At 46.0% G+C, this 21,187-nt stretch carries 21 protein-coding genes and 2 tRNA genes; 6 read left to right on the top strand and 17 right to left on the bottom strand.

Annotated features, from left to right (window positions below; genetic code table 11):
* Window positions 1-22 precede the first annotated feature (22 nt).
* The 3 genes from BLS14_RS25340 (at window position 23) to BLS14_RS25330 (ending at window position 1,504) form a co-directional block, all read left to right on the top strand.
* The gene (locus BLS14_RS25340; RefSeq protein WP_063568299.1) at window positions 23-442 is read left to right on the top strand and encodes a MarR family winged helix-turn-helix transcriptional regulator; all 420 of its coding nucleotides are present in this window, start codon (window positions 23-25) and stop codon (window positions 440-442) included.
* A 27-nt stretch (window positions 443-469) separates the two neighbouring features.
* A complete protein-coding gene (locus BLS14_RS25335; protein ID WP_063568298.1) occupies window positions 470-1,120 on the top strand; it encodes a nitroreductase family protein in 651 nt (216 codons plus the stop codon).
* A gap of 87 nt (window positions 1,121-1,207) precedes the next feature.
* Window positions 1,208-1,504, top strand: coding sequence for a putative quinol monooxygenase (locus tag BLS14_RS25330; RefSeq protein ID WP_063568297.1), 297 nt, complete (start codon window positions 1,208-1,210; stop codon window positions 1,502-1,504).
* A 147-nt stretch (window positions 1,505-1,651) separates the two neighbouring features.
* Here BLS14_RS25330 and BLS14_RS25325 read toward each other — a convergent pair whose 3' ends face one another.
* The 6 genes from BLS14_RS25325 to BLS14_RS25300 all read right to left on the bottom strand — a co-directional run bounded on the left by BLS14_RS25325 (window position 1,652) and on the right by BLS14_RS25300 (window position 8,707).
* Window positions 1,652-2,701 carry an NAD(P)/FAD-dependent oxidoreductase gene (locus BLS14_RS25325; RefSeq protein WP_072735886.1) on the bottom strand — a complete coding sequence of 350 codons (1,050 nt, stop codon included), beginning with the start codon at window positions 2,699-2,701 and terminating at the stop codon, window positions 1,652-1,654.
* A 240-nt stretch (window positions 2,702-2,941) separates the two neighbouring features.
* Entirely contained in the window at window positions 2,942-3,757 is an 816-nt protein-coding gene (locus tag BLS14_RS25320) for a helix-turn-helix domain-containing protein (protein ID WP_090954540.1), read from the bottom strand.
* Between the two features lie 189 nt (window positions 3,758-3,946).
* The gene (locus BLS14_RS25315) at window positions 3,947-4,954 is read right to left on the bottom strand and encodes a FecCD family ABC transporter permease (protein WP_090954538.1); all 1,008 of its coding nucleotides are present in this window, start codon (window positions 4,952-4,954) and stop codon (window positions 3,947-3,949) included.
* Window positions 4,951-5,958 carry a FecCD family ABC transporter permease gene (locus tag BLS14_RS25310; protein ID WP_090954536.1) on the bottom strand — a complete coding sequence of 336 codons (1,008 nt, stop codon included), beginning with the start codon at window positions 5,956-5,958 and terminating at the stop codon, window positions 4,951-4,953. The genes BLS14_RS25315 and BLS14_RS25310 overlap by 4 nt, the downstream gene beginning before the upstream one ends.
* 12 nt (window positions 5,959-5,970) lie before the next feature.
* Complete coding sequence (locus BLS14_RS25305) at window positions 5,971-6,945, bottom strand: iron-hydroxamate ABC transporter substrate-binding protein (protein ID WP_063568294.1); 975 nt, start codon at window positions 6,943-6,945, stop codon at window positions 5,971-5,973.
* Window positions 6,946-7,060: 115 nt separating this feature from the next.
* A complete protein-coding gene (locus tag BLS14_RS25300) occupies window positions 7,061-8,707 on the bottom strand; it encodes a helix-turn-helix domain-containing protein (RefSeq protein WP_090812082.1) in 1,647 nt (548 codons plus the stop codon).
* A gap of 535 nt (window positions 8,708-9,242) precedes the next feature.
* Here BLS14_RS25300 and BLS14_RS25295 point away from each other — a divergent pair.
* Both BLS14_RS25295 and BLS14_RS25290 read left to right on the top strand, forming a co-directional pair.
* The gene (locus BLS14_RS25295) at window positions 9,243-9,524 is read left to right on the top strand and encodes an ArsR/SmtB family transcription factor (protein WP_063568292.1); all 282 of its coding nucleotides are present in this window, start codon (window positions 9,243-9,245) and stop codon (window positions 9,522-9,524) included.
* A gap of 72 nt (window positions 9,525-9,596) precedes the next feature.
* Window positions 9,597-10,793 carry an MFS transporter gene (locus BLS14_RS25290; protein WP_090954534.1) on the top strand — a complete coding sequence of 399 codons (1,197 nt, stop codon included), beginning with the start codon at window positions 9,597-9,599 and terminating at the stop codon, window positions 10,791-10,793.
* Window positions 10,794-11,012: 219 nt separating this feature from the next.
* Here the strand turns inward: BLS14_RS25290 and BLS14_RS25285 are convergent.
* The 3 genes from BLS14_RS25285 to nrdR form a co-directional block, all read right to left on the bottom strand.
* Window positions 11,013-11,085 (bottom strand) — tRNA-Lys (locus BLS14_RS25285).
* A gap of 16 nt (window positions 11,086-11,101) precedes the next feature.
* Window positions 11,102-11,174, bottom strand: a tRNA-Ala gene (locus tag BLS14_RS25280).
* A 185-nt stretch (window positions 11,175-11,359) separates the two neighbouring features.
* On the bottom strand, window positions 11,360-11,827 hold the full coding sequence (nrdR, locus tag BLS14_RS25275) for a transcriptional regulator NrdR (RefSeq protein ID WP_063568108.1): 468 nt from the start codon (window positions 11,825-11,827) through the stop codon (window positions 11,360-11,362).
* Window positions 11,828-11,942: 115 nt separating this feature from the next.
* On the opposite strand from nrdR, the gene BLS14_RS25270 reads away from it, so the two are divergent.
* The gene (locus BLS14_RS25270) at window positions 11,943-12,164 is read left to right on the top strand and encodes an alpha/beta-type small acid-soluble spore protein (protein ID WP_053783555.1); all 222 of its coding nucleotides are present in this window, start codon (window positions 11,943-11,945) and stop codon (window positions 12,162-12,164) included.
* Between the two features lie 107 nt (window positions 12,165-12,271).
* On the opposite strand, the gene BLS14_RS25265 is transcribed toward BLS14_RS25270, so the two are convergent.
* The 8 genes from BLS14_RS25265 to BLS14_RS25230 form a co-directional block, all read right to left on the bottom strand.
* Complete coding sequence (locus BLS14_RS25265) at window positions 12,272-12,835, bottom strand: lytic transglycosylase domain-containing protein (RefSeq protein ID WP_063568107.1); 564 nt, start codon at window positions 12,833-12,835, stop codon at window positions 12,272-12,274.
* The gene (coaE, locus tag BLS14_RS25260; RefSeq protein ID WP_090954532.1) at window positions 12,832-13,428 is read right to left on the bottom strand and encodes a dephospho-CoA kinase; all 597 of its coding nucleotides are present in this window, start codon (window positions 13,426-13,428) and stop codon (window positions 12,832-12,834) included. The genes BLS14_RS25265 and coaE overlap by 4 nt, the downstream gene beginning before the upstream one ends.
* 9 nt (window positions 13,429-13,437) lie before the next feature.
* The gene (locus tag BLS14_RS25255; protein ID WP_063568105.1) at window positions 13,438-14,217 is read right to left on the bottom strand and encodes a manganese efflux pump; all 780 of its coding nucleotides are present in this window, start codon (window positions 14,215-14,217) and stop codon (window positions 13,438-13,440) included.
* Window positions 14,218-14,371: 154 nt separating this feature from the next.
* Window positions 14,372-15,202, bottom strand: a complete 831-nt coding sequence (mutM, locus tag BLS14_RS25250) for a DNA-formamidopyrimidine glycosylase (RefSeq protein ID WP_090954530.1) — start codon at window positions 15,200-15,202, stop codon at window positions 14,372-14,374.
* Between the two features lie 116 nt (window positions 15,203-15,318).
* Window positions 15,319-17,973, bottom strand: a complete 2,655-nt coding sequence (gene polA, locus BLS14_RS25245; RefSeq protein WP_072733975.1) for a DNA polymerase I — start codon at window positions 17,971-17,973, stop codon at window positions 15,319-15,321.
* Window positions 17,974-18,193: 220 nt separating this feature from the next.
* Window positions 18,194-18,853 (bottom strand): phosphate signaling complex protein PhoU, encoded by a 660-nt coding sequence (gene phoU / locus BLS14_RS25240; protein ID WP_063568102.1) that lies wholly within the window; start codon window positions 18,851-18,853, stop codon window positions 18,194-18,196.
* Window positions 18,854-18,916: 63 nt separating this feature from the next.
* On the bottom strand, window positions 18,917-19,672 hold the full coding sequence (gene pstB / locus BLS14_RS25235) for a phosphate ABC transporter ATP-binding protein PstB (RefSeq protein ID WP_063568101.1): 756 nt from the start codon (window positions 19,670-19,672) through the stop codon (window positions 18,917-18,919).
* Between the two features lie 218 nt (window positions 19,673-19,890).
* Window positions 19,891-21,084 carry a methyl-accepting chemotaxis protein gene (locus BLS14_RS25230; protein WP_090954528.1) on the bottom strand — a complete coding sequence of 398 codons (1,194 nt, stop codon included), beginning with the start codon at window positions 21,082-21,084 and terminating at the stop codon, window positions 19,891-19,893.
* Between the last annotated feature and the right edge of the window lie 103 nt (window positions 21,085-21,187).

Here is a 21,187-nt window from a genome sequence, read left to right as displayed (position 1 = left end):
GATTCACCCGGGAGGTCTAGTCATGACACGTGTGTTTTCCAAGGAGGAGCAGATCATCAATCTGCTCAACGGGCTGGGTAACAAGATCAGCCCCAAGTTCGAACGCTGTACGGGCATCAGCTCATCACGCTTTGAGATTTTGCATGAGTTGGACCAGGTGGACGAGATTAATCAGTCCATGTTGCAAAAAATCATTAATATCGATAGTGCGGCGATCACTCGCCATCTGAAGCAGCTTGAAGCCGATTCGATGGTCACCAGACGTAAAAATCCGGAAGACAACCGCGTTACCTTTGTCCGCCTTACGGATGAAGGACGGAAGCAAATCGAAGGTTATAAAGTTGAGAAAACCAATTTTATCAATCAGATTCTACAGGATTTTAGTGAAGAAGAAGTTCATCTGCTTGCTGATTTCCTGGAACGAATGCAAAACAATTTCTAAACCCATATATAGAGGAGAGAACCATACATGAGTACATTCCAAAGCACTTTTCAAAAGACAAATGATTTTAATGAAATTACTTACGGCCGCCGGTCTGTAAAACTATATGATCCTGAAGTCAAAATCAGCCGTGAAGAAATGACAGAAATTCTGTCAGAAGCTTCTCGCGCTCCATCTTCCATCAATTTGCAGCCTTGGCGTTTTCTCGTTGTAGATACGGCTGAAGGCAAAGAAAAGCTTGCTCCTCTCGCGAAATTCAACCAAAATCAGGTTTTGACTTCCGCGGCAGTTGTTGGTGTATTTATTGATATGAACAATGTCGAGTACATGGACGAAATTTTTGGTAAAGCTGTCGAGCTCGGTTATATGCCACAGGAAGTCAAGGAAATGCAACTCAAAACTGTAATGCCTTATTATGAAAATATGCCCGCTTCCGCTCTTCGCGATGTCAATCTGATTGACGCGGGTCTGGCTTCCATGCAATTGATGCTCGCTGCACGTGCTCATGGGTATGATACCAACCCAATCGGTGGTTATGAGAAAGATCAAATTGCTGAAGCATTCGGTATGGATAAAGATCGTTACCAACCCGTTATGCTGATCTCGATCGGTAAATCGGCCAAAGAAGGTCACCCTTCCTACCGTCTGCCTGTTGAGACAATTACGACTTGGGCATAATATCAGTCAATGTTTTTATGTGCTCCAGCACCATTTACATTTCAAACAATAACAACATTCTAAATACACTAATGGAGGTTGAATATTATGATTATCATTCACGCTCACTTGCAAGTTAAACCAGACCAGGAACAAGCTTTTTTGGAAGCTACAAAAGTGCTGATCCCTGCAACACGTAATGAAGAAGGCAACATCAGCTATGATCTCGCCAAAAGTACTGAACGCGAACATCACTACACGATGATTGAGCTGTGGAAAGACGAAGCCGCTACAGCTTCCCATAATGCAAGCGCCCATTTCCAGACTTTCGTTCAACAAGCAGCAGCATTCATGGCCGCTCCAATGAACGTTGAAGTATTCGCTGGAGAAGCGGTTAAACACTAAAACATGAGCATTACATTAATTAATTAAGCAGACCGACGAGATCGTCGGCTTGTGAAAAAGAAACCGCTCCTCGTCATGCTGACGGGTGAGCGGCTTTTTTGATATTGAACGAATTTTTTTATGATGACCATTTTAGTTTGTTGTATTTTATTTGGTATATAGATGCTTCATCAGCTCACGGTTTTTCTGCGTGAACAAGTCATTGTGCGAGGAAACCATTCCATGTGTATTGGCTTCGGGTGCCACGTACAGTTTGGCTTTGTTCACCGCATTGGCTGCGTCCTGGAACGCTCCTGCGATCAAATGAAGCTTCCCTTCATGATGCAAAATATCTCCCGCAGCAAAAATGCCCGGTACGGATGTTTCGCTGACTGGTGTGCCTGCGATCCAATGATCCTTCATATCAATCTTAATATGACTGTTCACAAGCAATTCCTTGTCCCTCTCATAACCGTAGTTAATGATGACCTCATCCACGGCCAGCTCCAATGAAGCTCCGTCCTCATTACGTTTCAGCACAACCGTCTCAATCTGTTGATGATCGACTGTAGCGACCAGCTTCTCAATCGTTGTATTGAGCAAGCATTCGACTGAACTGTTCTCAAGACGTGATATTTCAGCTTCATGGCCTTTCAGCGTATCTTTCCGATATGTTAAATAGACTTGTTTGGCAATAAGGGCAAGCTCGTTTGCCCAATCAATCGCCGCATTACCGCCACCCGAGATCAGAACCGTTTTGTCCTTGAAACGGGACAGCGATTTGACTGTATAATGTAAGTTCGTTACCTCGAAACGTTCTGCACCTTCAATTTCCAGTTTAATCGGCTTCAGAATTCCTCCACCAATAGCTAAAATCACAGTTTTGGAGTAATGTTTTTCCTCAGAAGCGGTGTGCAGTACGAAGTGTCCTTGCTCATCCTTGGATATGGACGTGACCTTTTCTCCAAGAACAACCTCTGGCTGGAAAGTCAGCCCCTGATTGACCATTTGTTCGATTAGTTGTGCGCCCGGAACGGGTTGTAAGCCCCCTATATCCCAGATCATTTTCTCAGGATACACATGTACCTTCCCGCCAAGATAGGGCTGGAATTCAATGATTTTGGTTTTCATTTCACGCAAACCGCTATAAAAAGCTGAAAATAATCCGGCAGGCCCACCACCAATAATCGTTACATCAAACAATTCATGATCTTTCATCTTGAATACCCCATTTCCGAATTGGTTTGTCCAACATTCTTCTTCCATTTATTCCTGCATGGTTAGAACGGCCGAGGACGCATCGAGAGAGAATAAATAGCTTTTATTGTATTCATCTCAGTCAGCCTTCCAAACCTTTATAATAATGATTCTCATTATCATTTAATACTATAGCAAGGATCATTGAAAATGCGAATGCACAAATCACCAATTTGGGATGTACTATTGTCTAATGGAGGCTTAATTAAGATGCGTGTATTCCGAAGGAGAAACACCAAATTTACTTTTAAAAATTCGACTGAAATAGAGCGGATTGGTATAACCAACACTGATCGCAACATCGCGAATCAAATAACTACCTGATTTCAGCAGCTCCCCTGCCCTCTCCATGCGATAATGGATCACATAGTCAATTGGGCGGAATCCCGTGTATTTGTGAAAAAAGTAGGAGAAACGCTTTGAACTCATGCCATGTAACTCTGCTAGCTCATCCAGTGTCAGCAGATTCATGTAATGTCCATGTATATAAGAGATGGCTTGCTCAATCACCTTTTCACTCGGCGAAGTTCCATTTTCCCGTTGACTGCAGCCTGTAAAAACCTGAACCATGATGCTCAAAAATAATTCTTTGACTCGAAGTTTGCCAATTCCCCCTTGCGCGTGTAATTGTTCCTGCAGCATAACCAGTAATTCAACAACCCTTGGATTGGCCCCGGAGTCCAATTTGAAATGAGAGTCGCATTCCTGAATGCTGTCGCCCTTTTCCAATAGGTCAAAACTATAAAATACTAAATAATATTCATACTCTGAATGACCATTCACTTGTGAGTCCAACTGCATGCCTGGTGCTGCATGAAAAACGGACCCGGGCTGTAATTCGTATATCGTTCCATCTACTGACATACTGGCTTCTCCCCGTACCACAAAAAGAAATCCATGATTTAATGTTCTGAAATCACGCAATATACTTTTGGGCTGTAAAACCAATCGATTGATTCCATCTATTTTAAAAGAATTATCTGCAAATATTGAAGCTAATTGATCCATATCTGTCATGGTAATTCCACCTATCTTTTAGAATCGGTTTAAACTGTGCCTATTTTATCTTATCACACGAATCAAGTCATACTGGGTTGCTTAGTTCACCTTTCCCCCGTCAAAACTACAAACAAAGGCCATCCCTTGTCTTGACGACAAAAGATAGCCTCATTAGCTATGTGTTCAATTAATCTAAAGATTTTTAGATTATTTCTTCAATAATAAATAGACAAAATACGGAACACCGATTAGGGAGACCATAATTCCTGCTGCAATTCCATCAGGATCAACCAGGTTGCGTCCAACCGTATCTGCAATTAATAGAAGCCAGCCTCCAAGCAGAACGGCTACAGGAATAAATAACGAGTTACGTGGACCGACCAGCGCTTTGGCAATGTGTGGAGCCATCAAACCGATAAACGCGATTCCTCCCGTAACCGATACAGCAGATGCGGCAGCTGCAACAGCAATCACCATGAGTACCAAGCGTTCCCGCTCCAGCTTCAACCCCACTCCGATTGCCGTTTCTTCGTTCAATCCCATGAGATCAAGCCGTCTGGTTCTGAACAAAGTAAGCGGGATTAACACAATCAGCCAAGGCAGCAAAGCCCATATGAATGGCCAGTCTGCCCCCCATATGTTTCCGGAGATCCACTTGGCAATAAAGTCGACCTTGGATCGCTCCGCCGAAGATATGATGACAATCATGATGCCTGACAGCGCCATCGAGAATCCAACCCCGACCAACACCATTTTTATGGGATCAAGTCCCTTGGTCCGGCTATAGGAGAACATATAGATGAGCGCGGCTGTCAGTAATGCACCAATAAAAGCAGCTAACGGTAACATATAAACGAACGTGCCCACTTCAATCGGGAAATACAGAAAGAAGATGGCAACGGCAACACCTGCACCTGAATTGATTCCAATGATGCCTGGATCGGCCAAGTCATTACGTGTAATGCTCTGCAAAATAGAGCCTGACAGCGCAAGCGCCATACCAGCTAGTAATGTAATAAAAATTCGAGGTAATCGGACCGAAAACAGAACAAAGTCTTCTTTAAATGTACCTTGGCCAAATAACACCGGAATTACCCTTTTGAAAGACAACGAGGAATACCCCCAGCTCATACCTACCACAGCCGTGATGAGGATCAGCAGCAAACACACGAGCAGAATCAGTCGTTGCTTGCGAATTCGCGCAGACATTGTCATGAGAACGCTTTGCCCCCTCTACGCACAACGAACAGGAAGAAAGGTAAACCAAGCATGGAAGCAATGGCGACCACAGGTGTTTCGTAAGGTGCATTTATCGTTCGACCCAGTGTTTCGGCAAGCAGCATAAACGATGCTCCGGCAAAAATGGATACGGGTATAATATACCGATAATCCGTGCCCACCAATTTACGGACAATGTGCGGGATCATTAAGCCGACAAAGGCCATATTTCCCATCAATGCAACCGACGCTCCGGTAAGCACGATGACCAGCAGGAACAGAACAGTTTTGACGAGTACAAGCTTCTGCCCCAGTCCAGTCGCCACCTCATCGCTCAGGCTAAGAATGTTGATCTGGTTGGAAAGAAACGGAACTACAGCTAAACCAATCAGTATGACAGGCGCAATAGCTTGAATCTGGCCCCATGTCGTTCCGATGAGTCCTCCCGAAGTCCACATGGATACATCCTTGGAAATTTTGAAAAAGATACTGATGCCATCCGAGATGGCATACATAAAAGCGGATACAGCTGCCCCGGCAAGCACTACCCGAATAGGGGATAAGCTCCCCCTCCGCATCGAGCCGAGCACAATAACCAATGCTGCTCCAAGTGCAGCACCAACAAAACAAGCGACCATAATTCCAAAATATCCGAGTGATGGCATGAAAACAAAAGCCAGGGCGAGTGCCATATTGGCACCTGAAGTCAAACCGAGCAGTCCAGGATCAGCCAGCGGATTGCGAGTAATTCCCTGCATGATGCCTCCGGAGACGGCGAGAGCCGCTCCGATCAGCATGGCAGCGAGTTCCCGTGGGAGTCTGATCTCTCGCAGAATAAGAATATTATCGTTCTTCGTCGCAGAGGTCAGGGTCAGCCATAGATTGCGGAATGTCGTTTCTTCTGCGCCAAACATCATGGCGATGATGAAACACACGATAAGTACGAGTACACTACCCAGCAGCTTGGTTGCAAACCGAAAAGGAAGTCGTTTATTTTTCATCGCGTTCAAGTTTTACTTGCCAAGAAAATGTTCGATAAAGAATTCCAGCTGGTATTCCATGCTGAGTGGATCATTGAAGTAGAATGCCTTGGCATCGGCTTCAAATACTCGATTATTTTTCACCGCATCAATATTTTTGTATGTTTCGGTATTTTGGAACGAATTGTCCTCATCGGCATTTTTACTGAATATTACATAGTCTCCCATGTAGTCTTTCAATACTTCGTTCGATACAGCAAAGAATCCGTCTTTCTTAGTAGCTTCCTTGACCTTAACTGGCATACCTAAACCGAATTGATTATAGAGTATTTCCGTTCCACGTCCGAAATTTTCGCCATACACATAAAGTTGTTTATTGAACGTTTCAATAACGGATACAGTCGCATTGTCGCCAATTTTGGCTTTGATTTCTTCCCCTACTTTTTTGCTTCGAGCGTCAAAATCGTCAACCCAGGCCTGTGCTTCTTTTTCTTTGTTCACAAGCTTTCCGATCTCCAGTTGTTGCTTGAGGAAGTCCACCTTACCATATGTATAGGTGACTGTTGGAGCAATTTGCTTCAGCTTATCGATGTTCTTGATATCAGACAGGCCGATAATCAGATCTGGGTTCAATTCAATAATTTTCTCCAGACTTTCGTCGGTAACCGCCTCAGTATTCGCAAGTTTATCTTTGAAATTCGGGTTCTCCTTGGACATTTCATCCACACCAACCAGCGGCACATCCAGTGCCATCACGTTTCCTGTCAGGAATCGGGTCAGCACAACCACACGTTGCGGGTGGGAAGGAACTTCCACAGGACCTGTCTCCGATTGATATGTGAACGTACCCGAATCTGACTCGGATGAAGAACCTGTTGAATCCGTGTTCGAAGAAGTGGATTCGTTGGATGTAGTTGCATTCTCCGTTGTATCTTTGGCTGAGTTGCTTCCACAAGCGCTAAGCAATAAGACCAGAACTAATATAAATGGAACAAAAAGCTTTCTCATTAGATGACTCTCTCCCTTTTCTCTTTGAATATGAAAATCATTCTCATTACAATAGCTAATTATAGGCATGCAGGATGAACCTAACCATGCCTTTTTGTTTGAGAAAACCTTTGGATTATTGGATGCCAGTCCATAAGGATACAGCCCGTCCGAGCTGCAAACGAATGGAAACCGGGTTGTAGGGTATCCACTCTTCCTGCTCCAGATGATAGATCCGATTTCGCTTCACTGCCTCAAGCCCTTTCCAGTATTCCGAGTTAAATATACCTTCTGAATGAGCCTTGGACCCTTTTTCATCTGGAAAAACAATGACGAGCATACGAGTGCCCTCGTAATCCTGAAGTTCCGACAGTTGGATAGAGACCGAATGAAATTGGTCGCCAAACCTCTGTATTTCCTGGGCAATCTTGGCCGGAGGACGTAATCCGAGTGATTGATACATCACATATCCGACATTTCTGATTCCATATATTTGTAAAGTATCTGGTTTTATGACGAGAATGGTCAGCGTCTCATTCACAATCTGGCTCGTCTGAATGGCTTCCCGTGCCTGCTGTTCTTCCCTTTCAAAGTCTGCCAGCCATTGTTCTGCCTTCTCCCCCCTTTGAATGGCCTGTGCGATAAACCGCAGATGTTCTTTCCAACCAAGCTCCATCCAAGCAATTTCAACAATAGGAGCGATGGATCTCAGACGTTCAGAACTTAATCCGTTCATATGTAGATGCTGATTTGCTGCAATGATGAGCTCAATATTAGCATCTAGCAATGCGGACTTTATTTGTTCAGGTGAACTGTCAGAATGGATAAAACGTATCGTTTGAGGTGGGCTAACTCCCTCTGTGCTTACATATTCGCTGCTTTCCGAGATGACGACCGCTGGTTCCAATCCAAGTAACATTAGATGGCTTGCATAAGGTGCACACCACACAGCCACTCGTTGAGAAGGTCTGCGACGTGTGTAACCTGAAGGACTCTCTCCTGTCTGCTGCTTGAAGCGACGACTAAGATAGAATTCATCCTTATATCCGACCTTCAGCGCGATCTCACGAAGTGAAGCGGACCCGCCAATTAATAACTCTTTGGCACGGTGAACACGCAAGCGTGAGAGATACTCATTGGGTGAAAATCCAGTAAGCTGCTTAAATAGGATGGAGTAGTGAGAGCGACTGACTCCCGCAATTTCGGAAAGTCCTTCGGTTGTTATCTTCTCACTAACATGGTTTTCCATAAATGTGATGCTGCGTTCCATAGATGGTTGCTCACTCGCAATATATTTTGCTTCCATTCGTTCCAACAGACTCATCAGTACTTGATGAAACAGAATCTGGTTACGCATATGCCTGACTTCATTGCCAGGTAAACGATACATATAGAGCTCCTCAAGCTGTGCTGCAATCGCAGGTTCATAGAACTCAATAAGAGTTTCTGTTGCGAGCACACTGGACCGTCCCATGGCTATCATTGGCAGTGATCTCTTCTGTTCTTGCGTGCGAATGGAGAGGGTGTATATATGAAGTGGATGCATCTGATTCCCCTGTATAACGACATCACTCTGCGCCGGAATAAGGATTACCATGCCATCGGTGAGTTCGTATATGTGATCGTCGAGATGAAGTGAACCCTTACCACTTGAAACGGCCAACAGAACGGTTAGGTTCTCATGGATCCTATGTATCGGCATGGTTGACGTACTATACAATGATTGAATGCTGTCTGCTGTATATATTGGAAAATAGGACTCTGCCCATTCCGAGTTGTTCATTTTCTTATCCTCCGTGACTGTTATGACTGTTAGCGGAAAACTAAAATAATCGTTCCGTTCTGGGGTCACTCAGTCCACTTACTGATGATGGGATGATGCCTGATAAACGGCTCTGCATGACTATTTTAACATTAAGGCTTCCTTCAGAATACTAGCATTCCGATTATAAATAGCTTATACGATTGTCGCCATAATTATGGGCACAAATTTCAACCGCATTCTGCAACGCAAGTTACTTTTACATAATGGTCTTAAATAAAAGATTCCATCCTATCCTTTTTTAACTCGAAGCTCAATCATGTTGCGGGGAGAGCCGATTCAGGCTGCGAACGCAAGAAGCCGGGAACACCTGATTTCAGGTGTTCCCGGCATGAGAGCCTGGTAAGATGGTAGCTATTTTGACGGAAAGCCCAAGCGACTCATCTGTTAAAATAAACTACACAGTCTTATTCTCTGTTTACATTCAAAAAAAGGTGTGCTACATTATTTTTACGGATATAGAAATAACTATAGTTAGAAAAAAGGTGAATTTACGATGGTAGAAGAAAATGCGAATGTGCGTCAAGCTATTAAAGTGTACAAAGCGCTCGGAGAACCCACGAGAATCAAAATTGCCTTACTCCTTACGGAGGAGACAACTTTGTGTTGCTCGGATATCGAGTCTAAGCTGGAATCGGTAGCCAGCTCAACGCTTTCCCATCACTTGAAGCAATTGACAGACTGTGGACTGTTGAACCTCCGTAAGGAAGGAACGTATATCTACTACAGCGTAAACCGCGAAATGGCACAGAAATATGCGCCTTATTTGCTGGAGTAAATTTTTTTTAAACATTATTTCTATAGATCTAGAAATATAAAACATTGAAGTATAGAGAGGAGCTTTACCCGTATGTCGAACGCATTGAAAATTTATATATTGGCTATTATCAGCTTTCTAGTTGGGACATCCGAATATATTATTGCAGGGATTTTGGATAAGGTAGCTGTAGATGTAGGTGTCTCCGTATCGGTCGCAGGTCAGCTGATTACCGTTTTTTCGCTGGCCTATGCCTTCGGCACACCGATCGTCATAGCCGTCACTGGACGTATGGAGAGACGTAAACTTCTCCTTTATGCGCTTGGTGTATTTGCAGTAGGCAACCTGATTGCCATCGCGTTACCAGGCTTTACATTCTTGCTCGTATCACGTGTTGTTCTCGCGATTAGTACCGGCGTGTTTCTTGTTACCTCATTGACGGTTGCTGCCAAGCTCGCTGCACCTGGCAAACAAGGAAGTGCGATTGCAACACTTATAATGGGCTTCAGTGCCTCCTTAATTATCGGAGTTCCACTTGGAAGAGTCGCCGCTTCGGTTTATGATTGGAAGCTCATTTTCGGCGTTATCGGTCTACTAGGTTTGCTTGCCATGTTCTTAATCCTTATTGCTATTCCCCAATCCAATGGCGAGGCGCCTGTTCCGATTCGCAAACAGTTTGCACTGTTGAAGAAACCTGAAATTGCGATCGCGTTGGCTGTCGCCTTCATGTGGATTGGTGGATACTCTGTTGTTTACACCTATATTTCGCCCTACTTGCTGACCATAACCAAATTAAGCGAGCAAAGCGTAAGCATCGCACTCTTCTCTTTCGGTATCGCTAGCTTGTTTGGTTCTAAATTCGGCGGTTACAGCACCGATAGATGGGGAGCTCCCCGCACATTAGTCATCGGAATGCTGTTTAATACCATTGCTCTAGTTCTGCTCTCACTAGATGGACAATCGCCGTTGATCGTATTCCCACTTCTGATGTTTTGGTCTTTCACCGTTTGGTCTTCGAGCCCAACCCAGCAGTTTTATTTATTGTCACTTGCTCCAGAGGCATCGGGCATTATGCTTAGTATGAATACCTCCGTGTTGCATCTTGGCATGGCCGCTGGTGCTGGTCTTGGCGGTGTTGTCGTCGAGCAGGCATCACTGAGCTACATCAGTTGGATCGGCGCAACGAGCGTCATTCTGGCTGCTGTAACTGCTGCTACCTTCTTCCGTATTTCCTACTTGCGCAAACGCCGCGAAGAAGTAAAATGCAGCCTAGTCGAGACTTGTGCGTAATTCAAATCTACCAAAAAAACCAGGCTGCTAATTTACAGCACCCTGGTTTTTGTTTTTCTATTCAAGTCGGGTCAGGAATTTGTTTTTCTTCCCGTGGCGCAGCACGACAATTTCGTCATATAGTTAAGCATTTTGCCACTTAAAGACTCTGTGACTGTATAAAAGCAATCAAGTTGTCTCCTAATAAAAAAAGAACGGCATCTCTGCCGTTCTTTTTGATGGACTCTCAGGGACTCGAACCCTGGACCAATTGATTAAGAGTCAACTGCTCTACCAACTGAGCTAAGAGTCCATATGATGTTCTTGTATGGAGCCTAGGGGGATCGAACCCCTGACCTCATCGCTGCCAGCGATGCGCTCTCCCAGCTGAGCTAAGGCCCCAAATTATGAATGTAACAAGTTGTCCAACTCTGCAATGCTCCGCAGGCGACTCCTATATCATATAAAATACAGCTTTTGCTGTCAACAACTTTTTCTTGAAGCTAAAGTGATTGGAGAAGAACAACCTTTTTACTGGAACACACAGATGGTAACCCCAGAATGCTCTTCCCCTTTTACCCGTTTCACTAATCCTCGTTGTTGTCTTTGGACAATAAAGATTTCAGTTCTTTCATGAACATATTGATGTCTTTGAATTGACGGTACACCGAAGCAAAGCGCACATAGGCTACTTCATCCACTGGAAACAGCTGTTCCATCAGCAGTTCGCCAATCTGACGGCTCTCTACTTCTGCATCGGCTGTATTTCGCAGAGACTTCTCTGCCTCAGATACCATCATTTCCAGTGTCTCCACAGAGACCGGACGTTTCTCACAAGCCCGAATCAGGCCACGGAGAATCTTGTCCCGGCTAAATTCCTCACGACTGCCATCTTTCTTGATGACGATCAGCGGTGTTTCTTCCACCATTTCAAAAGTTGTAAATCGACGGCTACATTGCTCACACTCACGACGACGACGAATCGATTTCGATTCATTGGCCGGCCTTGAATCAAGCACCTTTGTGCCCAGGTAGGCGCAATAAGGACATTTCAAATCAGATCACTTCCCACGTTTTACTTTTTACCAGAAATTGCCTGCATGCATTTAGTTATGAAAATCGTATTGCCGACACATAATACTTTTACCAACCGCGAGGAGGTGAACAGCAATGGCACAAAGCAATGGTAACTCCAACAACCTGGTGGTAACTAAAGCTTCCGCAGCTCTCGAACAACTGAAATATGAAGTTGCTCAAGAACTCGGAATCAGCATCCCACAAGACGGATACCAAGGTAACATGACTTCTTACGAGAACGGTTCGATCGGTGGATACATCACGAAGCGTCTGGTAACAATTGCAGAACAGCAATTGGCAGGTCAATACCAATAATATCTGCATCGTAATACGGTACACAGAGGAGCATGGAGCGGCCGGTGAACAACCGGCCTGCTCGGTGCTTCTACTTATTTTAGAGCATGAATCCAAAGTGTCTTAACTTAGAACGTATTATAGATCTTTACATATTGATTATAATAATAAATGACGCGTTGTACATAGTGCCGGGTTTCACCAAACGGAATATCTTTGACCGTCTCGAATGAACCGTCCCATACGCCATCCCTTAACCATGAGTTCACTTTACCTGGACCTGCATTGTAAGCAGCAATCATAGCCGCTTCATTCCCGTCAAATTGATCTGACAGATTACGTAGATACCAGGTGCCCAGCTGGATATTCCTTTCAGGCTCGTGCTTCAATTCTTCCAATGAGGTTCCCGGAATTTTGGCTTGCTCCATAATCCAGTTCGCGGTGTCAGGCATCAGCTGCATTAATCCGATGGCACCTCTCTTGGATTCCTTGCTTGTCTTAAAATTGGTCTCCACCTTGATGATGGAAGCGATGAGAAACGGATCAACCTCATAACTCTGAGACTGGGCCCGAATCTCTTCCTTATAATGAATCGGATAGAACCATGACATCCAATTGGTATTCAGGAACAGCACCAATACAAAAGACACAAACATCAACAACAGTACCCGTTTCTTACGCAGCAATCTCATATTAGGCCCTTACGATGCAAAAATGAAATCAGTTGCTGCTCCGTCTCTGACCACAAGCCGCTGTTATCGATAAGCACGTCAGCACGCTGCTTCTTATCTTCAATATCCATCTGCACGTCTATACGGGCATCTGCCTGTTCTGCCGTCATTCCATCCCGGCTCATCAGTCGTTCTAGCTGCACTGACCTCGGAACGTAAACAACCATCACCTCTTCGAAGCCATCCTCCAGCCCTGACTCGTACAATAACGGAATATCCGATACGACCAGCTTGTCCGGATGTTCAAGCTCGTACAGAGCAGCGCGCTCGCGCATCTCCTTGCGGATCGCTGGATGTGTAATAGCCTCAAGTGCCTTACGTTCTTCTGGATTCTGAAAAACAATACTTCCAAGCTTTTTCCGATCCAGTGTTCCGTCCTCATTCAATATGGCTTGTCCGAACCGCTGAACAGCCGCAGCCAAAACGGGATGCCCGGGCAGCATTACTTCCCGGGCAATAACATCTGCATCAATGAGCAACGCTCCCTTACTGGCGAGAAAGGCGGACACGCTGCTTTTGCCTGTCGCGATCCCGCCGGTTAAGCCAATATTCATTATTTCACCTCACAACAACTTCATTATTCCCATAAACATTAATAAAAGCGCAGGTAACACAGATAATCTTCGCATCCACCGCAGAGCAGCAAAGCGCAACCCAACTTTCATGCCCAGTGACAGAAATGCCCCACTAAACAACGCAATAACTAATGCTGTCCACAAAGTCGGAAATCCCAATAATGCTGCCCCTAATCCTGCACCAAAAGCATCCAGAGAAAGGGCTATCCCCAGCCACATCGCTTCTTGGACGGATATACTGCCCGAGTTATCCATATCCGCCTTCGAGGGACTACGCAGGATCTGAATAACCACACCCAGCTTCCGCAGCTCAAGTGTAAAGACCATTCGTTCCAGAGATCCTCCAGAAGCAGATGGCTCAAGCTCCAGCGCGAGCACCTGATTCCTGCCCTTCGACTGAGCTTCTGGTGAGGCTTGCGTACTACTGCGGATTGTTCCTGCTCCTGCTCCTGTTCCCTCACCCACTCCATTGTCCGTTTCCAGCTGTTCCTTGCCCCGTTTTCGAATGAGTTGCAGCAACGACCATGCGCCAATACCGATCAGAATAACCGCTCCAACAATTGAAGCCACGTCCGGAGATACGACATGAGACAGAAGCACACCTACTTGCATCGATAATGCAATAACCAGACCCGAACAGATGGAAATGACGACAATGGATAACAGCGGAATTTTAGTTCTCCGCAGCCCATATGTAATCCCGACTCCAAAACCATCTAAACTAAGCGCCAAAGCAAGCGCCAGTAATGAAATAAAATGATGCAGCACCCCGGATTCCTCCCCTGTGCGGAACTCGTTCCAACTGGCGGCTGCCAGTATGGGTATACGCCCGCTTATTTCTGCCATATCAGTATATGGAGGGAGGAATCCAAGGGTGCTACAATTTGACGATTTCGTTCATGCTACCAAACCCATCAACGATTTAGAGCAGCGGTTGACAGTTTGGACAGTAATGCGTGCCCCTACCACCTACAACACTCTTCTCGATTAATGTGCCACACGTTGCACAAGGTTCAGACTTGCGTCCATATATTTTCAACTGATGCTGGAACATTCCCATCTCGCCCTGTCCATTGACATAGGACTTAATGGAGGAACCTCCTGCATTCACCGCATCCTGGAGCGTAACCACGATCGCTTCATGCAGCACGGTTAACTGGGCTTCGGTTAATGTCTTGGCAATGGTTTCTGGATGAATTCCAGCGCGGAACAAGGCCTCGTCCACATAAATATTCCCGATGCCGACCACATATGCCTGATTTAACAAGACGGCTTTAATTTTGGTCGTGCGTTTGCCAACAGCCTCACGGAATGCAGCTACAGTAAACGCAGGATCAAGCGGCTCCAGCCCCAGTTTTAACAAAGGTTTGGATACCAGTTCCTCCCCTGCATTGAAGAGATGCATTGTACCGAATTGACGAACATCCTTGTAACGTAATTCTGTACCATCGGTAAAGTGAAAGATAACATGGGTATGCTTCTCCACTTCCTCATGTTGTTGGTATACCCCGTACCTGCCTTCCATCCGCAGATGGGAGACAAGCACCAGCCCGTCCAGCAAAATACGCAAAAACTTGCCTCTGCGCTCCACACCGATCACGGTATGTCCCTTAAGTTCCATTGCAAATGCATCTATGTCGTCCGGCCGCTGAATAATCCGCGGCAAGCTAACGGTAACGGAGTCAATGGTCTTGCCAACAATAAGTTGATTCAATGTTCTTCTGACTGTTTCGACTTCCGGTAATTCCGGCATGATGTTCTCACCTCCCCTATATTATAACGGAAGATGGCGCTCAGCGGGACCCCTTCTTGTGTCGAAAACAGTTGAAAAATATTTTGTAAAATAACGGAAAACCCGCTTGGGATCTATTATTTAGCCTCGTACCAGTTTTCTCCGTAGCTGACTTCCGCTTTTAGCGGCACTGACAGCTCCAATGCTTTTTCCATCACCGAAGGAACCAGCTCTTTCATCAGTTCCATTTCATCCGCAGGCACTTCGAATACAAGCTCATCGTGCACCTGTAATAGCATGCGGCTCTTCAGCTTGCGTTCACGCAGTGCTTCATCCATCTGTACCATGGCAAGCTTGATGATATCTGCCGCAGTTCCCTGGATCGGTGTATTCATTGCTGTCCGTTCAGCAAAGGAACGCAGGTTAAAGTTACTTGCATTGATTTCTGGCAGATAACGACGGCGTTCCAGCAACGTTTTGACATAACCATCCTGACGGGCTTCCTTCACAATATCATCCATATATCGACGCACACCCTGGAATACTTCAAAATATTGATCAATGAACTGTGCTGCCTCTTTCCGCGTGATGTGCAGGTTCTGAGACAAACCGTAGTCGCTGATCCCGTATACGATACCAAAGTTAACCGCCTTGGCAGAACGACGCATGTCTCCATCCACCTCTTCTGGCTTCACGCCAAACACATCTGAGGCCGTCTTCGTATGGATATCCATGTCCTGGACAAAAGCTTCCTTCAGCCGCTCATCATCTGAAATATGTGCAAGGACGCGCAGTTCAATCTGCGAATAGTCTGCTGCCAAAATGGACCACCCTGGTTCGGAAGGAACAAATACCTTTCTGATTTTACGGCCTTCCTCCATCCGAATCGGAATGTTCTGCAAGTTCGGGAACTGGCTGCTAAGACGTCCAGTAGCCGCAATCGTCTGACGGTAAAACGTATGCACCTTGCCATCCTTATCTGAAATCTCTTTGAGGAGTCCTTCTACATATGTGGACTGCAACTTGGCAAGTTGACGATATTGCAGAATATGTTTGACTACATCATTATATGGAGCCAGCTTCTCCAATACTTCGGCATCCGTAGAGTATCCTGTCTTTGTTTTCTTCACCACAGGCAAACCGAGTTTATCAAATAAAATCTCACCCAGCTGTTTCGGTGAATTCAGATTGAATTCCGTACCGGAAAGCTTGTAGATTTCCGCCATCAACCTACTTATATTTTCTTCGAACTCACTACCCAAAGCCTTCAAATCTGCCGTATTAGCCTTAATCCCCTGTTTCTCCATATCTGCAAGAATACGTGACAATGGCATCTCCAGTTCATGGAAAAGTGCGTTCATCTCATTACTCTCCAGTGCCTGCTCTTGGAGTGGAATAATGGCTGCTACTGCCGCCGCTTTACGACATAGAAAATCGCCCAATATATTCGCCTCAGGCACTCTGTATTTTGCACCTTTGCCCATAACCGAATCATCCTCCACGAGGGAAGGCAGACCATACTTCGTGGTCAGGCCGCTAATCGTCTGATTCGATTCAGTTGGATCAAGCAAATAGGCAGCCAATTGCACATCAAAGGACGCTCCAGCAAACTCAATGCCATGCGCATGCAGTGCCAGATCAACACGATGTAGATCATAACCACGCTTGGGTTGATCTGCATTGCCGAGCCATTCTCGTACTGGGGCAGCTGCATCTGACTGGAGCAATTCGGAAGACAGGAATGTATAGGTTTCGGCTGAACCAACAGCAAGTCCAATGAGTTTCGCCTGATGCGGGTTATCACCATGTGTCTCCACATGCAGCACATCAATGGATTCGAGTGAACTGAACAGTTCACTAATCGTTTCTTCTGTTGCAATGGAGGATTCCACTACGGCCGCCGGAACGGCTTCCTGTTCAGAAACTACACTTGCACGGAATGACAGGCGCTCTAGCAAAGACTTGAATTCGAGCTTGGCCAAAGCCGGACCTGCCAGTTCCTCTTTTAAGCCAGCAAACTGCATATCTTCCCAAGTTTGTTCCAATGGAACTTCACGGTGGATCGTGGCAAGCTGCTTGCTCATACGTGCATCTTCGGCGTGAGCCTCAATTTTTTCTTTCATTTTGCCCTTTAGCTCACCTGTGCCGTTAAGAACTTCCTCAACCGAACCGAACTGGTGCAGCAGCTTCAGAGCCGTTTTCTCTCCAACACCAGGAATGCCCGGAATATTGTCGGACGCATCGCCCATCAGACCTTTGAGGTCAATGATTTGCAGCGGGGTCAGACCATAGCGCTCCTTGATCTGAGCGGGATCGTATAGCTCAATCTCGGTTACCCCTTTGCGCGTAAGCCCGATATGCACATGTTCAGAGGCAAGCTGCAGCATATCTTTGTCACCTGACACAACGAGAACCTGTCTTCCGGCTTCATCCGCACGTTTCGTTAATGTTCCGATAATATCATCCGCTTCAAACCCTGCAAGCTCAAACTGGGCAATCCCGAAGCCCTGAAGCAGCTCTTTCAGCAGCGGAAATTGTTCCGACAACTCCGGCGGTGTTTTCTCCCGACCACCCTTATACTCCTGGTAACCTTCGTGTCGGAACGTAACTTTGCCTGCATCAAATGCCACCATCACATGTGTCGGTTTATGCTCTTCCAGCAAGCGCAGCAGCATCGTGGTGAAGCCGTACACCGCATTGGTGTGCAAGCCTTTCGAGTTAGTTAGCGGTGGCATTGCAAAAAACGCCCTGTAAATAATGCTATTTCCATCTATAAGAATAAACTTGTCCATTCCAGCACCTCGCGTATCGTATGGTCAATCCTTCAATCACATCTACTCTCATGATACCATACACACCTGTTACAACAAAAAAATTAGTCATCTTTATAGGCCATGATCTGGCCTGCAAAAAAAAGAACTCCCTCCGCGGATGACCTGTTCACAGGCCGCCCGAGAGAAAGTCCCTTCATTTCGCTACGAATAATACCCCAATTCCACTAAAAACGGTTACCTATTGATTCAAATCAGGGCGTTTTCCTGTTACCAGATACACCGTGCTCTCACCAATGTTTGTTGCGTGGTCACCAATCCGTTCGATATAACGTCCTACCAACATCAAGAGCATCGCTTGGGAAGCCTTATTTGGATGGTCTGTCATAAACGAGTAGAGGTCACTGATCATATGACTGTACAATTGGTCAACCTGATCATCGGTCTGAGCCATTTTGTAGGCCAGATCCGTATTTTCTTTCAGGAAGGATTCAATGGATTCCTCAATCATGGACTTCACGATTTCCGCCATTCTTGGAATATCCACAAGCGGTTTAATGAGCTCCTGCCCATCCATACGAAGGGTCACTTTGGCCACATCCAGCGCAAGGTCACCCATACGCTCCAAGTCACTTGAGATTTTGAAGGCAACAATAATGCGTCGCAAATCCTTCGCTACCGGCTGTTGTGTAATGATGAGCTTGGAACCCAATTCCATAATCTTGTCTTCCAAGGCATTCAGATTCGCATCATTCTTGATGATGACCTGAGCTTTCTCGGCATCCATCGTCTGTAAACTTTCAATAGCACCATCCAACGCTGTGCCTACATGCTCACCCATTTGCCGAAGCAGTGTGCGCAGTTCCTCAAGCTCCTGATCAAATTCTCTTCTGCGAATCATAGATTCCATGTCCTCCTTATCCATCATCTCCGGACACGCCGGGATCGTTCGAACTCAGCTTGCTTATCCGAACCGTCCGGATATATAATCCTCGGTTCTGGAATCCTGCGGTGTGGAGAACAACGTTTCTGTATCTGCTGCCTCCACCACTTCCCCGTTCAGGAAAAATACCGTACGACCCGATACCCGTGCAGCTTGGTGCATGTTGTGGGTTACCATTACAATCGTGTATTTGTGGTGCAGTTCCTTGACCAGTTCCTCAATTTTAAGCGTTGAGATTGGATCAAGTGCAGACGTTGCTTCATCCATCAACAGTACGTCAGGCTGCACGGCCAGAGCACGTGCAATACAGAGGCGCTGCTGTTGTCCACCGGAGAGACTGAGTGCCGATTTTTTGAGCACATCCTTCACTTCATCCCACAGTGCAGCATGAACAAGACTCTGCTCAACCAAACGATCCAGTTCGGCTTTTTGCGTCACCCCATGAAGTCGTGGTCCATAGGCCACGTTATCGTAGATCGATTTTGGAAAAGGGTTAGGCTGCTGAAATACCATTCCGACCCGCTTACGCAGCGTCTCTACTTCAATCTCATTGCTATAAATGTCGGAACCGTCCAACATAACTTGTCCTTCCACACGTACGCCTGGAATCATGTCATTCATCCGATTCAATGTACGAAGCAAGGTCGATTTACCACAGCCCGACGGACCGATAAACGCGGTAACTGTCTTCTCCGGCAGGTCCATCGATATATTTTTAAGCGCGTGATGCGTATCATAGTATAAATTAAGTCCTTCAATGTGAATGAGGTCCTTCATGGATGTTCACTTCTCCTTCGCGGCAGGGACAACCAGATTCCCTTACGTAGACCGATGCCAATGATTGAACTTGGCTCTCGGTCATCTATAATATCCTACCCTCTCATTGTAAAAACAGTATCACTTTCATGTTAACGGAATGTAAAAAGTGACATCTTTCACACCCATGACCCTCCTATCCGATCATTGCGTATGAATGATGCCTATCCTACCGTCATTTAGTCATCCGCCTGGACCATATCTTCCAGTCTCTCCCGAATGTGCTCGGCCAATTCTCCAGCCGTTTTGCCTTCCTTCGCGATATCCTCTGCAATATGGGACATGCCTGCCACAGCCGTGTTCAGCTGTTTGAATGCAGCCCCTCCTTCGTTTACATGAACGGAGCTGCTGTCAATCTCTGCCGCGCTTGCTCTCACCAGTTCTACAGTCTGTCTGGTCAATCCTCCGATATCATCCAGTAAAGAGGACATATTTCCCGCAACCTCACGGGTCTGCTTGGCTAGTGCACGAATCTCACCAGCAACGACCTGGAAACCCCGTCCGTACTCCCCCGCATGTGCCGCTTCGATGGAAGCATTCATAGCGAGTAGCCCACTTTGGTCAGCCAATGAACGAATGGAACGTGCCATCCCGGAACCCATGTCGATAGAGCTCAGCATGTCATCAGCGTGTTTCTGCTGACCCTCCATATGCTGATATACACGGTTATAGGAAGCATCAACCTGACTGAGACTGCTCGCTCCCCGTTCGGACAACTGCATGATCTGAGACGCTTCTACCCCAGCCTTTTGAGCGGCTTGAACCAGTTTGGTGACGGAGTCGTTGATTCTCGTTATTTCCTGTCTGCTCTGTGTAATAATATGTACACGTTCTTCTGAAGCCACATGCTGCAGTTTACGGGAAAGGGACATAACATCCCTCATCGTCAACACACCCAGCAATCGGTCTTCTTCCGTAACGATCAAACAATCGTAGAAATATTGCTCACTGCGTGCAAGAGCGATGTCAATAATCGCGGTCGCTTCTGCGTGCACATCGACAATAACAGGAGAAGAGTCAGCTGCGTGTACAACCGGCTTACGATAGAAAAGATCTGCCGCGAAGCGTCCATTCAACATTCGGTATAATGTCTCTCGCATCAACAAACCTAATGGCCGCATGTGATCATCACATAATACAATACACGGATATTCCTGATCCTGATTGAGCAGGCTTGCCGCTTCCCCGCAGGTAGTGTGAACGTCAACTACAGGTATTTGACGGCAATAGTCCCGTAATGAAATTACATTCTCTTTGGTGACCCCAATTTCATCTTCATCTTTTTGTTCTCCCATGGGAGCTACAACTTGTTCCTGTTGCGTATTTATCATTTCTTCGGGCTGGTCGGGCTTCACTTCGAGCAACATGGGCATAAATGCGCAATCTCCTTTACGTATGAGCTCCGTCCTGAGGTGGAATATATAGGTATAAAGTATCACTCAGACAGCTTCATCCTACTCCCTATACGTAAAGGAA

The sequence above is a fragment of the Paenibacillus sp. OK060 genome (genome assembly GCF_900101205.1).
Lineage (GTDB): Bacteria > Bacillota > Bacilli > Paenibacillales > Paenibacillaceae > Paenibacillus > Paenibacillus marchantiae.
The sequence above is the reverse complement of the archived record's forward strand: the minus strand, read 5'-3'. Positions and strand labels throughout refer to the sequence as shown.

What these genes read in the sequence shown, in the direction of transcription:
- BLS14_RS25230 (WP_090954528.1), bottom strand. Translation starts at nt 21,084, where the DNA reads ATGCCCATGTTGCTCGAAGTGAAGCCCGACCAGCCCGAAGAAATGATA.
- BLS14_RS25305 (WP_063568294.1), bottom strand. Translation starts at nt 6,945, where the DNA reads ATGAGAAAGCTTTTTGTTCCATTTATATTAGTTCTGGTCTTATTGCTT.
- BLS14_RS25310 (WP_090954536.1), bottom strand. Translation starts at nt 5,958, where the DNA reads ATGAAAAATAAACGACTTCCTTTTCGGTTTGCAACCAAGCTGCTGGGT.
- mutM (WP_090954530.1), bottom strand. Translation starts at nt 15,202, where the DNA reads ATGCCGGAATTACCGGAAGTCGAAACAGTCAGAAGAACATTGAATCAA.
- BLS14_RS25270 (WP_053783555.1), top strand. Translation starts at nt 11,943, where the DNA reads ATGGCACAAAGCAATGGTAACTCCAACAACCTGGTGGTAACTAAAGCT.
- BLS14_RS25290 (WP_090954534.1), top strand. Translation starts at nt 9,597, where the DNA reads ATGTCGAACGCATTGAAAATTTATATATTGGCTATTATCAGCTTTCTA.
- pstB (WP_063568101.1), bottom strand. Translation starts at nt 19,672, where the DNA reads ATGAAGGACCTCATTCACATTGAAGGACTTAATTTATACTATGATACG.
- BLS14_RS25315 (WP_090954538.1), bottom strand. Translation starts at nt 4,954, where the DNA reads ATGACAATGTCTGCGCGAATTCGCAAGCAACGACTGATTCTGCTCGTG.
- BLS14_RS25300 (WP_090812082.1), bottom strand. Translation starts at nt 8,707, where the DNA reads ATGAACAACTCGGAATGGGCAGAGTCCTATTTTCCAATATATACAGCA.
- BLS14_RS25325 (WP_072735886.1), bottom strand. Translation starts at nt 2,701, where the DNA reads ATGAAAGATCATGAATTGTTTGATGTAACGATTATTGGTGGTGGGCCT.
- polA (WP_072733975.1), bottom strand. Translation starts at nt 17,973, where the DNA reads ATGGACAAGTTTATTCTTATAGATGGAAATAGCATTATTTACAGGGCG.
- BLS14_RS25265 (WP_063568107.1), bottom strand. Translation starts at nt 12,835, where the DNA reads ATGAGATTGCTGCGTAAGAAACGGGTACTGTTGTTGATGTTTGTGTCT.
- phoU (WP_063568102.1), bottom strand. Translation starts at nt 18,853, where the DNA reads ATGATTCGCAGAAGAGAATTTGATCAGGAGCTTGAGGAACTGCGCACA.
- BLS14_RS25335 (WP_063568298.1), top strand. Translation starts at nt 470, where the DNA reads ATGAGTACATTCCAAAGCACTTTTCAAAAGACAAATGATTTTAATGAA.
- coaE (WP_090954532.1), bottom strand. Translation starts at nt 13,428, where the DNA reads ATGAATATTGGCTTAACCGGCGGGATCGCGACAGGCAAAAGCAGCGTG.
- BLS14_RS25320 (WP_090954540.1), bottom strand. Translation starts at nt 3,757, where the DNA reads ATGACAGATATGGATCAATTAGCTTCAATATTTGCAGATAATTCTTTT.
- BLS14_RS25330 (WP_063568297.1), top strand. Translation starts at nt 1,208, where the DNA reads ATGATTATCATTCACGCTCACTTGCAAGTTAAACCAGACCAGGAACAA.
- BLS14_RS25340 (WP_063568299.1), top strand. Translation starts at nt 23, where the DNA reads ATGACACGTGTGTTTTCCAAGGAGGAGCAGATCATCAATCTGCTCAAC.
- BLS14_RS25295 (WP_063568292.1), top strand. Translation starts at nt 9,243, where the DNA reads ATGGTAGAAGAAAATGCGAATGTGCGTCAAGCTATTAAAGTGTACAAA.